This is a genomic window from Bacillus sp. NP247, from assembly GCF_018966865.1.
Taxonomy (GTDB): domain Bacteria; phylum Bacillota; class Bacilli; order Bacillales; family Bacillaceae_G; genus Bacillus_A.
The window spans coordinates 1829357-1845036 of sequence record NZ_CP076653.1; the positions used below are offsets into that span (position 1 = coordinate 1829357).

At 37.4% G+C, this 15680-nt stretch carries 14 protein-coding genes; 4 read left to right on the forward strand and 10 right to left on the reverse strand.

The window, feature by feature from the left end:
• Positions 1–211 precede the first annotated feature (211 nt).
• Positions 212–1330: a sporulation integral membrane protein YtvI gene (ytvI, locus tag KPL75_RS09605; RefSeq protein ID WP_193645352.1), complete on the forward strand. Its 1119-nt coding sequence runs from the start codon at positions 212–214 to the stop codon at positions 1328–1330.
• Positions 1331–1803: 473 nt separating this feature from the next.
• Here the strand turns inward: ytvI and KPL75_RS09610 are convergent, their stop codons facing one another.
• The 8 genes from KPL75_RS09610 to dnaE form a co-directional block, all read right to left on the reverse strand.
• On the reverse strand, positions 1804–2193 hold the full coding sequence (locus KPL75_RS09610) for an FxsA family protein (protein ID WP_105586878.1): 390 nt from the start codon (positions 2191–2193) through the stop codon (positions 1804–1806).
• Positions 2194–2425: 232 nt separating this feature from the next.
• On the reverse strand, positions 2426–4183 hold the full coding sequence (pyk, locus tag KPL75_RS09615; protein WP_219920493.1) for a pyruvate kinase: 1758 nt from the start codon (positions 4181–4183) through the stop codon (positions 2426–2428).
• Between the two features lie 53 nt (positions 4184–4236).
• Positions 4237–5196 (reverse strand): 6-phosphofructokinase, encoded by a 960-nt coding sequence (pfkA, locus tag KPL75_RS09620; protein ID WP_002034288.1) that lies wholly within the window; start codon positions 5194–5196, stop codon positions 4237–4239.
• A 128-nt stretch (positions 5197–5324) separates the two neighbouring features.
• A complete protein-coding gene (accA, locus tag KPL75_RS09625) occupies positions 5325–6299 on the reverse strand; it encodes an acetyl-CoA carboxylase carboxyl transferase subunit alpha (protein WP_000818787.1) in 975 nt (324 codons plus the stop codon).
• The gene (gene accD / locus KPL75_RS09630) at positions 6287–7156 is read right to left on the reverse strand and encodes an acetyl-CoA carboxylase, carboxyltransferase subunit beta (RefSeq protein ID WP_002015500.1); all 870 of its coding nucleotides are present in this window, start codon (positions 7154–7156) and stop codon (positions 6287–6289) included. The genes accA and accD overlap by 13 nt, the downstream gene beginning before the upstream one ends.
• Positions 7157–7341: 185 nt before the next feature.
• Complete coding sequence (locus KPL75_RS09635) at positions 7342–7986, reverse strand: FadR/GntR family transcriptional regulator (protein WP_219920494.1); 645 nt, start codon at positions 7984–7986, stop codon at positions 7342–7344.
• 14 nt (positions 7987–8000) lie between these two features.
• Complete coding sequence (locus KPL75_RS09640; protein WP_165763976.1) at positions 8001–9209, reverse strand: NADP-dependent malic enzyme; 1209 nt, start codon at positions 9207–9209, stop codon at positions 8001–8003.
• A 133-nt stretch (positions 9210–9342) separates the two neighbouring features.
• On the reverse strand, positions 9343–12675 hold the full coding sequence (dnaE, locus tag KPL75_RS09645) for a DNA polymerase III subunit alpha (RefSeq protein ID WP_219920495.1): 3333 nt from the start codon (positions 12673–12675) through the stop codon (positions 9343–9345).
• 42 nt (positions 12676–12717) lie between these two features.
• Here dnaE and KPL75_RS09650 point away from each other — a divergent pair, with 42 nt between their 5' ends.
• On the forward strand, positions 12718–13131 hold the full coding sequence (locus KPL75_RS09650) for a YtrH family sporulation protein (RefSeq protein ID WP_309137450.1): 414 nt from the start codon (positions 12718–12720) through the stop codon (positions 13129–13131).
• The gene (gene ytrI / locus KPL75_RS09655; RefSeq protein WP_002145421.1) at positions 13128–13631 is read left to right on the forward strand and encodes a sporulation membrane protein YtrI; all 504 of its coding nucleotides are present in this window, start codon (positions 13128–13130) and stop codon (positions 13629–13631) included. Before KPL75_RS09650 ends, ytrI begins: the two co-directional genes overlap by 4 nt.
• 53 nt (positions 13632–13684) lie before the next feature.
• Here the strand turns inward: ytrI and KPL75_RS09660 are convergent, their stop codons facing one another.
• A complete protein-coding gene (locus tag KPL75_RS09660; RefSeq protein WP_215554379.1) occupies positions 13685–14617 on the reverse strand; it encodes a DHH family phosphoesterase in 933 nt (310 codons plus the stop codon).
• Between the two features lie 315 nt (positions 14618–14932).
• Here KPL75_RS09660 and KPL75_RS09665 point away from each other — a divergent pair, with 315 nt between their 5' ends.
• A complete protein-coding gene (locus KPL75_RS09665) occupies positions 14933–15238 on the forward strand; it encodes a YtpI family protein (protein ID WP_002088950.1) in 306 nt (101 codons plus the stop codon).
• A gap of 8 nt (positions 15239–15246) precedes the next feature.
• On the opposite strand, the gene KPL75_RS09670 is transcribed toward KPL75_RS09665, so the two are convergent.
• Positions 15247–15510, reverse strand: a complete 264-nt coding sequence (locus KPL75_RS09670; protein ID WP_199671999.1) for a DUF3949 domain-containing protein — start codon at positions 15508–15510, stop codon at positions 15247–15249.
• Positions 15511–15680 lie beyond the last annotated feature (170 nt).

A 15680-nucleotide genomic window follows, 5' to 3' on the forward strand; every position in this document is an offset into this window, starting at 1 on the left:
ACAGGTAAAATAAAAAGGAGAGAAAATGAAGTTTTTACCATATAGTAGAAGCATCATCAACAAGCTTCTGTGGTCATTAATCCGCTGCAAAAGCAGGCTAAATCCATCATTCCACTATAACATAAAGTGAAACTTTGATTAGTGAATCTCATCACTAGTTATAAGTTGAACGAATTAGGATAATCCAAATCGGAATGGGAGGTATACATCTTTGAACCGAAACTTACTATATATGATATTACGACTCATATTCGTCATTGTAGCAACGGTAGCTGGGTTCTATGCCTTACTTTACATGTCAGGCCTTATTTACCCTTTTATTATTGCTTTTGCATTCGCTTATTTAATTAATCCTGTCGTCAATTTCCTTAATCAAAAACTACAATTTCCTCGTGCGTTATCGGTACTCGTTAGCTTAATTCTCGTATTCGGGGCTATCGTTGGACTTGTTACATACCTTGTAACTGAAGCAATATCCGCCACAACATACTTACTACAAATTGTTACAGTGAAGTTTCCAGATATCGTTGCATTCGCCCAAGAATTTGCACTTAATCATATTATGCCTCTCTATGATGATTTAATCTCTAAATTTAATCATCTCGGTGAACCACAGCGATACACTATTACACAAAACATTCAAAACTTAGGCACCGAAGCAACGACACAAATGAAAGAACTTTTAACCGCCATTATAAGCGGATTAACAAATTTCATTAGTGCATTACCAACAACTTTAACTGTCCTTGTATTCGTCTTATTAGCCACCTTCTTCATTAGTTACGATTGGCACCGTCTTGCTCATAAAGTAAGAAAACTTCTACCTAATCGTGTACATGGATACGGAAAAACTATTTTTGTCGATTTAAGAAAAGCTTTGTTTGGTTTTGTTAAAGCGCAACTTACACTTGTATCTATGACAACTATTATTGTACTAATCGGCCTTTTAATATTACGCGTGCCATACGCAATTACTATCGCGATTATTACAGGGGTTGTAGATCTACTCCCGTATTTAGGAACTGGAGCCGTCTTTGTTCCTTGGGTTATATACGTATTTTTCACAGGCGATACTGCATTCGCCATCGGTCTTCTCATCCTATACATCGTCGTGATTGTCCAAAGACAAATCATGGAGCCAAAAGTACTTTCATCTAATATTGGACTCGATCCATTAGCGACACTCATCGCTCTATTTGTCGGCTTTAAGCTCTTTGGTTTTTTAGGATTAATCATCGGTCCAGTCATATTAGTACTACTTAATACATTACACAAAGCTCATGTATTCCACGACTTATGGAAATTCATTAAGGGTTCACCATCAAAATAATATTTTCTAATTCATACACAACAAAAAACCAAATATAATCAGTGGGAATTCCCCACTGATTATTCACTGTACTTTTTTGTACTACCTACATCCAAAAGAGAATTTCCTAAAAAAGGATAATCCTCTTATTTTTTTGCATAAAAACGCATATTTTAGAACATAAATACATTTTTATACTATTTATTCTATAATTATCACTTACATTTATTACTTTTTATGTAAATGAATAAATATACAAATCGAGGCAGGTGAACCCTTTAATCAGTAATTTTTCTTCTCCCATCTAACTTCTTCTCACTAGTCGAATCTTACTACAAGCAAGAACACCACCCTAATGTAACACTTTTAATTCACAAGAACCCTCTGCATCCTATCGTTTAATAACTAACAAAAATCCAACCCGAGCAGGAAGCTAACAACTGACTATAAATAGCAAACAAAAAAATAACGCGTAGATCGCTATAATCTACGCGTTATTTCTGAACAATAATAGTAGTTCTCTTTCTAAATTTCCAATCAATCCACTTCATAACAACCGGCTTCAATAAAGCCCTCGTTACAGGAACAACAAAGATAAAACCTATTATATCCGTCACATATCCAGGCAGTACTAAAAGAATACCTCCTACGAATATAAAAATACCATCTAGAACCGTATCACCCGGCATTTCTCCTCTATTTAACCTAAATTGAATCTCTCTAAGTACTTTAAACCCTTGTCGTTTCGCCAAATATACACCCACAATACCAGTAAATACAATCATAGCGAACGTAGACCATAAACCTATTACATGACTCGATCCTATCAATACCGTAATCTCAATCGCCGGTATTACAATAAGTAAGAATAGCAACCACTTCACAACTCCACACTCCTTCACATTTCATTCAAAAGGTTTGAAATCATCATTTTACAAAACCCCTTATAAGCCCCTTAAAACGCTCATACAAGCTTTACAAAGGACAAATAACCCTCTTTCCACTAAACATTATAACAAACGTTTCTCAAAGCGATTTCAGGCATTTAAAGCTATCTCTATCCTTTTTTGTGTAAAAAAAAGAGAAGGACTCCGATCCTTCTCTCCGTATTACTTCTTATAGCACTTCCGCATGTCCATTATAAACAATTCCGCGTGCTGCATCAACTGTTACTTCTTGGCCACTTTTTAAAGTTGTTGTTACGCCGTTTACACCAACGATAACAGGAATACCGATTGATACACCTACAACAGCTGCATGGCTTGTTAGACCGCCTTCTTCTACAACTAGAGCAGCAGCTTTTTCAATCGCAGGAATCATATCTTTATCAGTGCTTGTTGTAACAAGGATATCACCTTTGTTTACGTTCGCTACAGCTTCAGCAGCTGTTTTCGCTACAACTACTTTACCTTTTGCAGCTTTACGACCGATTCCTTGTCCTTTAGCAACTTCTTCACCAACAACGTGGATTTTCATTAAGTTTGTTGTACCAGTTTCAGCAACTGGAACACCCGCAGTGATTACTACAGTATCTCCAAGTCCGATTAGACCCGCATCCATACCTGTTTGAATTGCTGTATCTAACATTTCGTCAGTAGAAGCTGCACGTTTCCCAGCCATAAACGCTTGTACACCCCAAACAAGTGCAAGACGACGTCCTACTTGCTCGTCAGATGTTACAGCTACGATTGGAGATTTCGGACGGTATTTAGAGATCATTTTCGCAGTATGTCCACTTTCTGTTGGAGCTACGATTGCAGCTACATCAAGAGCAAGTGCTGTGTGCGCAACAGATTGGCTAATTGCATCTGTAATTGTTGGAGTGAACTCTTTAATACGTTTTTTGAACATATCTTCATATTGTAATGATTTTTCAACACGTACCGCAATGTTAGCCATCATTGTTACCGCTTCTACAGGGTATTGACCCGCAGCAGTTTCACCTGAAAGCATGATTGCATCTGTTCCATCGAAGATTGCGTTTGCTACGTCACTTGCTTCCGCACGAGTTGGACGTGGGTTACGTTGCATAGAATCTAACATTTGTGTTGCAGTAATAACTGGTTTGCCTAATACGTTACATTTTTTGATTAGACGTTTTTGTACTAACGGTACTTCTTCTGGTGGAATTTCTACACCCATATCACCACGAGCAACCATTAAACCGTCAGAAACTTCTAAGATTGAATCGATGTTGTCGATACCTTCTTGATTTTCGATTTTTGGTACGATTTGGATGTATTGAGAGTTATGACCTTCTAATAACTCACGAATTTCTAATACGTCAGATGCTTTACGTACGAAAGATGCTGCGATGAAATCAACTTTTTGCTCGATACCGAAAACGATATCTTGTACGTCTTTTTCAGTGATACCAGGAAGCTTAATGCTTACGTTTGGTACGTTAACACCTTTTTTATTTTTTACAGTTCCGCTGTTTAATACTTTTGTACGAATGTTTCCATCAGCTTTCTCGATTACTTCTAGTTCGATAAGACCGTCATCGATTAGAATACGAGAACCTGGATCAACATCATCATAAAGACCAGCATAAGATACAGAGAACTTCTCTGCAGTTCCTAATACTTGTTCAGTAGAAAGAATTACTTCTGCACCTGTTACAAGCTCAGCTTGTCCGTCTACGAAGTCATGTGTACGGATTTCTGGACCTTTTGTATCAAGTAAGATACCAACTGTTTTACCAGTTTTCTTTGAAGCTTCACGAATATTTTTAATACGAGCTCCATGCTCTTCATGGCTACCGTGAGAGAAGTTTAAACGAGCAACGTTCATACCCGCTTCCATTAATTGCTCTAATTTCTCAATACTTTCACTAGCAGGACCTATAGTACATACAATTTTAGTTTTACGCATATTGCACCTCCGAAAATTATGAAACCGTTCCCAAATACAAGGCATTAAGCCGATTAGATAGATAATTCTTTAGATAATTGATACATATCTTTATCGATTGTATGCTTTTGAGCTAACGCTTCGATAATGTCATGATCAACAAGTTTATTATTTTGAATACCAACACAACGTCCGCCATTACCAGCAATTAATAATTCAACTGCTCTTGCGCCAAGACGACTAGCTAATACACGGTCTTGTGCACTTGGTGATCCACCACGTTGTACGTGACCTAATACAGTTACACGAGTATCAAAGCTTGTTGCTTCTTCAATGTGCTTACCGATGTCAATTGCACTTCCAACACCTTCAGCTACAACGATAATACTGTGCTTTTTGCCACGTTCACTACCGCGTTTCAGACGAGCGATAACATCTTCCATGTCATACTTTTCTTCTGGAATTAAGATAGTTTCTGCACCATCAGCTAAACCAGCCCATAATGCGATATCTCCAGCGTGACGTCCCATTACTTCGATAACATATGTACGTTCATGAGATGTAGCTGTATCACGGATTTTATCAATTGCATCAATAACAGTATTTAAAGCTGTATCGAAACCAATTGTGAAGTCTGTTCCAGGAATATCATTGTCGATTGTACCTGGTACACCTACACATGGGAATCCTTGCTCAGTTAATTTTTTTGCGCCTTGGTAAGAACCATCTCCACCAATAACAACAAGTCCTTCAATACCATGTTTCTTTAATTGCTCGATTCCTTTTAGTCGTACTTCTGGGTCTTTAAACTCAGGACATCTTGCTGTATATAATTTTGTACCACCACGGTGGATAATATCGCCAACAGAACCAAGTTCTAATTTTTCAATATGACCAGAAATTAAACCAGCGTATCCATGGTAAATACCATATACTTCAATATCATGGAAAATCGCTTTACGAACAACTGCACGAATGGCAGCATTCATACCAGGTGAATCTCCACCACTTGTTAATACACCAATACGTTTCATTTGTACTCACCTCATAAAGATTATTTGCCTTATAATAAAATAACACGAAAAAATACAAAAACACAATGGAGAAGATGTGTCTTTTCATAATAAAAACGTGCATTCGCGAAGAGGAACGCACGCTTTTCTTATTTTATCCCAATGGAAGCGTTTGAAAACGAAACTTGCCCAATTTTCATATATTTTTCATAACGTTTTTCGATTAATTCATCTTTCGAAATTCCGCTTAATTGTTCAAAAGTTTTCTTAAGCATTAAATCTATATTTTCTGATTGTTTCAAAACATTACGATGTGCTCCGCCTTTTGCCTCTGGAATAATTTCGTCAATTACACCTAATTCTTTCAAATCTAATGCTGTAATTTTCATCGCTTCTGCAGCTTCTTTTGCTTTACCAGCATCTTTCCAAAGAATTGCCGCCGCACCCTCTGGTGTAATAACAGAATAAGTGGAATTTTCTAGCATATGAATGTAATCTCCTACTCCAAGACCTAACGCACCACCGCTACCACCTTCACCGATAACGATACAAATAACAGGTACAGTTAAACCCGCCATTTCAAATAAATTACGGGCAATTGCCTCACTTTGTCCACGTTCTTCAGCTGCTTTACCAGGATAAGCTCCCTTCGTATCAATGAAACAAATAATTGGACGATTGAACTTCTCCGCTTGTTTCATTAGACGCAGCGCTTTTCGATATCCTTCTGGATGAGGCATCCCAAAATTACGACGAATATTTTCTTTCGTATCTTTTCCGCGTTGGTGCCCAATTACAGTTACAGGCATCCCCTTATATTTCGCAATGCCGCCGACAATCGCTGCATCGTCGCCAAATAGGCGATCTCCATGACATTCAAAAAAATTAGTAAATAAGTGCTCAATATAATCGAGCGTTGTCGGTCGTTCTGCATGACGAGCAATTTGAACACGGTCCCATACTTTCATATTGCCGTATATATCTTCCTCTAGTTTTTCTAGCTTGTCTTCCAAAATACGAATCTCCTCACTGAAGTCCATCTGGCTGTTTTTCGTATAGTCTTTCAGTTCACGAATCTTATTTCTTAGCTCAACAACTGGTTTCTCAAATTCTAGCTCTGCCATACAGCCATTTCCCCTCCTTGATGAACTTCTAAAATCTTACGGAGTGATTCTCTCATATCATCACGATGCACCACCGCATCTAATTGACCGTGCTCTAGTAAAAATTCTGCCGTTTGGAAATCTTCCGGCAGTTTCTCACGCACTGTTTGTTCAATTACGCGTCTACCAGCAAATCCGATAAGTGCACCTGGCTCTGCAAGATTGTAATCACCAAGTGAAGCGAAACTCGCTGAAACCCCGCCCGTCGTTGGGTGAGTCATAACAGAAATAAATAATCCTCCTGCATTACTATGCTTTTTCAAAGCTACGCTTGTTTTTGCCATTTGCATTAAACTTAATATCCCTTCTTGCATACGAGCACCACCCGACGCAGTAAAGATAATAAATGGAACTTGTAAGTCGTATGCCTTTTCAACCGCACGAGCAATTTTCTCTCCTACAACAGAGCCCATGCTGCCCATTCGAAAACGAGAATCCATTACTGCAACAACAACAAGCATGTCATCAATTGTTCCTTCACCAGTTACAACCGCTTCATTCAATTTAGTCTTCTTACGATCGTTTTCTAGTTTCTCTTCATATCCCGGAAACTCAAGTGGATTTAGTGAAACCATCTCTTTGTCATACTCTCGAAATGAACCTTCGTCCAATATACTATCAAGGCGTTCCCATGCATTCATCGGATGATGATATCCACAATTCACGCATACTTTTAAATTTTTAAGAAGCTCTTTCGTATACATGATTTTTTTACATTTCGGACATTTTGTCATAACGCCATCTGGTACATCTTTTCGTACTTGTTCTGAAGGTATTGCAGCGTACTTTTTCTTTTTCACGAATAAATCTCTTAGCACAATTTGACCCCCTTCGTTGAGAGCTAAGGTTAGCGTAAGAAGAAAATGGGGCTAACACCAATGTTTGATGTTAGCCTTATCTTCTCAATCTGTCTAATAACCTCTCTCTTTACGTTTAACTTTAACCGCTATGCGGTAGAATGTTTGTCATAACGTGTCATGGTCATTTCGACAAATTTTATACATTACGAGTGAAACTGTATATTCTCTACTAATTCATCGTAAATTTTTAACGCATCATTTTCTTGTTTCACTTCCAAAGTAGCATAAAGCTTTCTATACATTTCGATAGAATCTCCTGAAACTTCACAAGAAAGAGTTGCAACGTAATCATTTACGATCATCCAAATGCGATATAGTAAATAATTATCGAATTGTTCAATAAGTGTTTTAAAGAACGTTTGATGAAGCATTAGAATTGAACTTTCATTTTCTTCAAGCACTTGGTGTAATTTACTTAGTACTTTAGAAAACGTTTCTTTCGGTAAATTACATACAATTCGAATCATATCTTTCTCAAGCAATCGTTTTGTTTGTAATAAATCACGAATTGTTTTCTCATCTTGCAGCAAGAACGGAGCAATTAATTGTACAAGACCGTTATCGTAAAAGTTTCGAATAAACGTCCCCTCACCACGTCTCGTTTCAATTAATCCTACCAGTTCTAACGCACGTAATGCTTCTCTTACAGAGGAACGCCCAACATTTAAGCGTGAACTTAACTCACGCTCAGATGGCAAACGATCCCCTGCTACTAAACAATCCTCTTCCATAATGGAACGGATTTTTTTTACAATTTCGAGATATACTTTTGTATTTGATGATGTCAATGGAAATTCCTCGCTTATTCTTTACCAATCAGCGCTAATTGTTTTGTTTTCTCAGCGACTTCATTTGGATCTACTTGACGGCGAGCTACTCCTGTCTCCATTGCTGCTTTCGCAACGTAAGCCGCTACTTGAGGCGCTACACGCGCGTCAAATGGCGCTGGAATGATATGATCTGCATTCAACTCATCCTCTGATACAAGCTCTGCAATGGCTTGTACAGCTGCCATCTTCATTTCTTCATTAATTTGTGTCGCATGTACATCAAGTGCACCGCGGAAAATACCTGGGAACGCTAGTACATTATTTACTTGGTTCGGGAAGTCAGAACGACCTGTTCCAACAACAGCTGCGCCCGCTGCTTTTGCCAATTCTGGCATAATTTCTGGAACCGGATTCGCCATTGCAAAAATAATTGCATCGTCATTCATTGTACGAACCATCTCTTCAGTTAATGCACCTGCTGCAGATACACCAATGAATACGTCCGCACCTTGTAAAACGTCAGCTAAAGAACCTTCTATACGATTCTTATTTGTATATTTTGCAACTTCATCTTTCACCGGATTCATACCGACAGGACGCCCTTCATAGATTGCACCTTTACGGTCACACATAATAACGTCACGTACGCCATAGCGATATAAAAGTTTAATGATTGCAATACCTGCTGCACCTGCACCATTTGCGACAACTTTAATGTCAGACATTTTCTTTCCAACTAACTTCAGCGCGTTCACAAGGCCTGCTACTGTTACGATAGCTGTTCCGTGTTGATCATCATGGAATATTGGAATGTTTGTCTCTTTTTTCAAACGTTCTTCAATAACGAAGCAGTTTGGTGCTGCGATATCTTCTAAGTTTACACCGCCAAAAGTTGGCTCCATTAATTTTACAGTTTCAACAATTTTATCTACATCGTTTGTATTTAAGGCAATCGGGAATGCATCTACACCAGCAAAGCTCTTGAATAATACAGCTTTACCTTCCATTACTGGAAGAGATGCTTCAGGTCCAATGTTACCAAGACCAAGTACAGCTGTTCCATCTGTCACAACTGCTACCATATTTCCCTTCATTGTATATTCATATACCTTACTTTTATCGTCATAAATTTCTTTACAAGGCTCTGCAACCCCTGGAGAATATGCAAGACTTAAATCTTTTGCATTTTCTACTTTTACTTTTGATACAGTTTCTAATTTTCCTTGATGCACTTTATGCATGTGAAGTGCTTCTTCACGAAGTGTTGACAAACTATCCACTCTCCTCAAATTATTCTTGCTGATATCAATTTCTCCAAGTGGTCTGACCACGAACACTACTACTATAATAATCGAAGTGTAGGGAAATTGTCCATTATATTTTCACAACGACATTTTCGTCACCGACAATTTCACGAAGTGCTCCTAGACATTCTTCACTTGGATGAATCGATAAACTTCGAGATAATTGTACCATTTTATGTTCCTTTTCATAATAAATTAGTACTTTCGTGAAACCTGAATAATCAAACAATATTTTCGTAACTTGATTTACAAGCTTTTTTTCATATTGAGACGGCAATTTCACGTAAACAGATGCTTCTTTCATTCCTTCATAAACATCCATTTCTTCTAGCGGATATAGTCCATTCACGATCCATTGCAACTTATGATTTCTTTGCTCGATCGTACCATCAACTAAAACAATTGCACCTTCTTGTAACCTGTGTGAAAAATGTATATACGTTTCTGGAAAAATAACGGCTTCCATTTCATCATTTTGATCACAGAATGTAATAAACGCCATCTTTTGTAACTTTTTCGTACGAATAACTTTCACACTTGTTATATATACGATCGCTCTTTGTACTTTTTTCTTATGTCGCATCGCCTGAGCAAGAGATGGGATTTCTAATTCTTCTCCTAACTCCGCATACTGCGCTGTCGGATAGCTAGATAAATAAAAACCGAGTGCTTCTTTCTCTTTATTTAACTGTTCAATAAAGGATAGCTCTTCTCCTTGTACGTATTTTGATTTCGGAACAGCATCCCCTAAATCAAAATCACGTGCAAGATTTGCATACTCCAACGCTCCTTTAAGACTTTTCCATAACGTCGTCCTCGAAACACCAAAATCGTCAAAACACCCAGACCAAACAAACGCTTCTAAATTTCGCTCTGTTACAAATTTTGATGGCATACGAAGACAAAACTCGAATAAATCTTCGAACATTTTTTTCTCTCGTTCTTCGAGTAATGCCGTCACGGTAGCCATTCCGATATTTCGAATCGAAAGTAAGCTGTAACGTATCGCATTCCCTTCTATTTGGAAGTTGTAACCACTTCTCTGAAGAGACGGCGGTAAAACGTGAAAACCTTTCCGCTTCGTTTCTCGTACATACTGCACAATCTTATCTTCATTTCCAATTGCGCTTGATAATAGTGCTGTCATAAATTCCAGCGTATAATTTGCTTTTAAATATGCAAGCTGATATCCGATCATACTGTAAGCTACAGCGTGACTTCGGTTAAAACCGTAATTCGCAAATCTTACAATTAAATCGTAAATTTGTTCTGAGGATGTCTCGTCGTATCCATTTTCCAAACAACCTTGTACAAAATGCTTACGTTCTTGATCTAAAATATCACGATTTTTTTTACTCACTGCTCGGCGTAATAAATCCGCTTCTCCGAGCGAAAATCCTGCTAACTTCGATGCAATTTGCATAATTTGTTCTTGGTATACAATTACACCGTATGTTCTTTCTAAAATCGGCTTTAAATCCGGATGTAAATATTCAATTTTTCTTTTTCCGTGCTTCGATTCAATAAAGGTTGGGATTTGTTCCATCGGTCCTGGTCTGTATAACGAGTTAACAGCGACAATATCTTCAAACTCATTCGGTTTTAATCCGCGAAGTACATTTCGCATACCACCTGATTCAAGCTGGAAGACCCCCGTTGTATCCCCTCTCCCTAGCAATTGGAATGTCTTTTCATCTTGGAGAGGTAAATTTCTTATATCAATTTGTTTCCCAGTTTTTTCAACAATAAACTTTATAATATTTTCAAGTAACGTTAAATTACGTAAGCCTAAAAAGTCCATCTTGAGCAACCCAAGCTCTTCTAATGCATCAGCTGGATATTGCGTAACATAAACATCGTTATGCCCTTCTTGAATCGCTACACTTCCCGTTAATGGTTCTTGGCTCATAATAACGCCAGCTGCATGAATAGACGTATGACGCGGTAAGCCTTCTACACGTTTTGCAATTTCAAACACACGCTCATGCAAAAGATTCCCTTGTATAAACTCACGGAGCGATTGCGATTCCTCATATGCATCTTTTAACGTTATACCAAGCTTTGATGGGATAAGTTTTGAAAATATGTCAATATCTCTTGGCAGGAGCCCCATTACACGAGCAATGTCTCTAATTGCGGCTTTCGCTGCAAGAGTTCCGAACGTTACAATTTGAGCAACACGAAGCTGACCATATTTATCTTTCACATATCGAATCATCTCGTCACGTCTTATATCTGGAAAATCAATATCAATATCTGGAAGTGTCACACGTTCAGGGTTTAAAAACCTTTCAAATAATAATTCATATTCAATTGGATCAATATCTGTAATTTCCAATACGTAAGAAACGAGTGAACCAGCTGCCGATCCACGGCCTGGCCCAGTTAAAATATGATTTTCATGTGCATATTTCATAAAATCCCATACGATGAGGAAATAATCGCTAAATCCCATACGAGAAATAACATTTAATTCATGATCCAAACGTCTTATATGCGCTTCTTTCGGCGTACCATAACGTTTCTGCAAGCCTTCTTCACAAACACGGCGCAAATACGTATCATTCGTCTCGTTAGATGGAACAGGAAATTTCGGTAATTGATTTACATGGAAAGGAATTTCTACTTGGCAACGTTCCGCGATTGTTATTGTATTTTGAACCGCTTCCTCAGCATGAGAAAATAGTGCTCCCATTTCATCCGATGACTTTAAATAATACTGATCCGTTTTCATTCTCGGTCTATCTGGATCAGTCATTTTCGTTCCGCCTTCAACAGATAATAAACATTCATGAACAAGTGCGTCACTTTGATTAATATAGCGAACATCATTTGTTGCAACGACTGGAACGTTTACCTTATTAATAAATTCTGGCAGTTTTTCTTGTAAAAGCAGTTCATCTTGAATTGCATGATGCTGCAAACTTATATAAAAATTGCTGAACATATTTTGATACGTACGAGCTACTTCTTCAGCCTGACTCTCTTTGTCTTCTAATAATAGCTGTTCAATCTCTCCGTCTTTCCCTGGTGAAATTGCAATTAATCCTTTCGCATAATGAGCAAGCCACTTCTTCGGGATACCTTCTTTTGACTTCGTCATAATGCTGCTAGAAATCTTTAATAAATTTTGATAGCCTATTTCATTCTCAGCAAGTAAGACGAGTGGATAAGACCTTTCTTCTTCTTCACTAAAAATAGAAGCTGTTAAGCCGATAATAGGCTGTATACCATTTTTCTTGCATGCTTTATAAAACGGAATAACTCCATACATAACATTTTCATCTGTAATGGCCAGCGATGAAAATCCAAGCTCTTTCGCCCGAATGACAAGCTCATCGATTTTACAAGCACTTTTTAATAAACTAAAAACGGTTTGACATTGTAAATGCACAAACTTCACTGTTGTACCCTCTCTTTACCTATGTGACTACTTTTATTATAGGTGATGAGGAAAGCGGAAATCAAAACATACTTCTCATACTTTGTCCATATATATGAAGAAGAAAGGGGAATGACGATGGATGTAAGAGAACATACTTTTTTCTCTCTGCTTATTATTAGTTACTTTATTGCCTTTGGAGTTATACTTGGTGGTTCATTAATTGGCGGATTTGGTGCATTTCTCGTCGGAAAACCAGCTCTAACTTATATTAATCAATTTGCCCAAAATTTAAGAATTTGGGCACTCGTTGCAGCAATTGGCGGAACGTTCGATACCTTTTATAGCTTTGAAAGAAGCTTCTTTGGCGGAGATATGAAAGATATCGTAAAACAAATTCTCCTTATTTTTTTTGCAACTGGCGGTATGCAAACTGGTCTTATTATTATTAAATGGCTTACACAGGAACATGTATGAGAGTACCCAGTGCCAATACAGCCAAAAGGTGGTATTTAGTTTTAGCTGGCGCTGCTGTTGGGGGAGTGTTGAGCTGGTTTGTTTTTTTGTACATATACGGTGTATTTCAAGAAGAACAAGCTAGTAAAATAGCAGAACAAAAAGAAATTATCGAAAAACAAGAAGCAAAACTCCACGTCCTTCTCGAAGACCAAGAGAAATTGAACACAGAAAATAAACGGCTCTTAACAATTCAAGAAATCAAAATAAAAATTATAAATCGAAAAAAATATGATTTAGACAATCTTACACTTGAAAACATGACCACTTCTATCCATAATGATCTCCAGCATCTTTTAACGAAAAACATTCAAAGCATCGCAAAAAATAAAGACCTGCTCAAAAAAGTCATCGAAAATAAAACGTACAAACATTACGATCGTATATACCGCTTTAAAGTAGATACAGTCTCTTTTGATACCGTACTTGAAATTAGCATTGATATAGAGAAAGAAAAATAAAAAAAGGAGGGCTTCAGCGCCTCTCCTTCTCTTTCGTTCAACATACAACTTCTTTATTTACACAGCTCACGTAAATCAGCAAAAAGGCGATCCGCTTCTTCCCAAGAAGATGCTTTTGCACCAGAAGCCATCGGATGTCCTCCGCCATTATATTGCATTGCTAATTTATTAATAACTGGTCCTTTTGAGCGAAGACGAACACGAATAACATCATCTTCCTCTAAAAATAGAACCCATGCCTTTAATCCATCAATATTACCAAGCGCCCCGACAACACCAGATGCTTCAGTAGAAAGTACATCAAACTCTTCTAGTACCTCTTTCGTTAATTTAATGTATGCTGCGCCTTCTTCTACCATCGTGAAATTTTGTAAAATATAACCGTTTAAACGAGCAATCTTTTCTTTTGTCTTATACATTTCATTGTATAAATCTGTGAATTTCACGTCCATATCAACAAGTTCACTTACGTAACGAAGTGTTTTCGCTGTTGTGTTTGGGAATAAGAAACGACCTGTATCACCGACAATACCCGCTAAAATAAGGCGAGCTGCTTCCTTTGATATCGTTAATCCTTTATCTTTTCCATAACTGTAAAACTCATAAATCATTTCACTTGTAGAACTAGCTGTCGTATCCACCCACGTAATATCTCCGTACGGGTCTTCATTCGGATGATGATCAATTTTAATTAACATCTTTCCTTTTGCATAACGTTGATCACAAACACGCTCTTGATTTGCTGTATCACAAACGATAACAAGTGCATCTTCATATACACTATCTTCAATATCATCCATTACTCGTAAAAACGCTAAAGAAGGCTCGTTGTACCCAACCATATAAATATTTTTCTCTGGAAACGATTCTTGCAGAATTGTACCAAGTCCGCACTGAGAACCTAACGCATCTGGATCCGGACGTACATGACGATGAATAATAATTGTATCAAACTCTTTAATTGCTCCTAAAATTTGTTCATGCATATGTATAATCTCCTTTTTATTCAACTTCTTCATTTTATCCCGCATTAACGTGTAGTAAGACTCCCACCTCAAAAGTATTAAAAACAATGGGGCAAAATTAATTTGGAGCCCGGATGCACGTAAAAGCCCGATTGGTGAGGGCTAATAATTAGTACGTGGGATCTCCCCACACTAATTAAAGTTTCACTTTATCCCCCATTATAACGGAAAACATTTCATACATGCGAACAATTGCTTTATAATAAAAATTAGAAAGTTTAGATTTTTCTTTTTTCTAAATCGTTATTTTTATACCAATCAATGGGAGCGTGTATTATGCCTGTATTCGTCTTTTGTATTATCATCTCATTTGTGTTGTACCTCTTCTACAAAACAAAATTCTTTCGTACAAACCGTCCAATGGAGAAAGGTTGGCTCTCAGGAAAATCCGCAATGGCACTCGGCTTATTCGTCCTATTCTTTGGGATAAACCAATTCTTTTTAGAACTTTCAACTGCACGCATTATCGTTGGTGTTTTGTTTATTTTACTTGGCAGTGCGAGTACATTTAATGGATTCCGCCAATATAAACACTTTCTACCATTAGCAGTCAAAGAAGCCGAATCTTATAAAACAACGTAAAAAAAGCATCAATATTGTGATGCTTTTTTACGTCCCTTAACTTTCAAAATCATATATGCAACAAACGCAGATGGTATATTAAAGAGGTTACCTTGCACGTGAAAATGTAATTGTTCTTCTTCAAAAGACATCTGTTTGTATAATTCTTGCTGAGATAATCCTGTTCTTTTCTTTTTTTCATGCAATCCTTGTAAGTATAAGTATTGAATTGGTATCATCACAAGAAAGTAAAAGAGTGCGATACCACCAAAAAAGAGTACTTCTGATGACATATGGCATACCACCTTTCGACATCCATTATCTTACAATATAATTATAACATAGTATAAACTACAATTAAATTAATATTCTGTTTTTTAACCATATAATTGCTTCTCCACATATACACCCTGCTATTTCTTTGCTTTCCCGCTAAAACTCTTCCACATCTTTAGCAACAGCT

Excerpts from the sequence above, each read along its gene's own strand:
- pyk (WP_219920493.1), bottom strand. The coding sequence starts at position 4,183 with ATGCGTAAAACTAAAATTGTATGTACTATAGGTCCTGCTAGTGAAAGT.
- pfkA (WP_002034288.1), bottom strand. The coding sequence starts at position 5,196 with ATGAAACGTATTGGTGTATTAACAAGTGGTGGAGATTCACCTGGTATG.
- accA (WP_000818787.1), bottom strand. The coding sequence starts at position 6,299 with ATGGCAGAGCTAGAATTTGAGAAACCAGTTGTTGAGCTAAGAAATAAG.
- KPL75_RS09640 (WP_165763976.1), bottom strand. The coding sequence starts at position 9,209 with ATGCATAAAGTGCATCAAGGAAAATTAGAAACTGTATCAAAAGTAAAA.
- ytrI (WP_002145421.1), top strand. The coding sequence starts at position 13,128 with ATGAGAGTACCCAGTGCCAATACAGCCAAAAGGTGGTATTTAGTTTTA.
- KPL75_RS09660 (WP_215554379.1), bottom strand. The coding sequence starts at position 14,617 with ATGCATGAACAAATTTTAGGAGCAATTAAAGAGTTTGATACAATTATT.
- KPL75_RS09665 (WP_002088950.1), top strand. The coding sequence starts at position 14,933 with ATGCCTGTATTCGTCTTTTGTATTATCATCTCATTTGTGTTGTACCTC.
- KPL75_RS09670 (WP_199671999.1), bottom strand. The coding sequence starts at position 15,510 with ATGTCATCAGAAGTACTCTTTTTTGGTGGTATCGCACTCTTTTACTTT.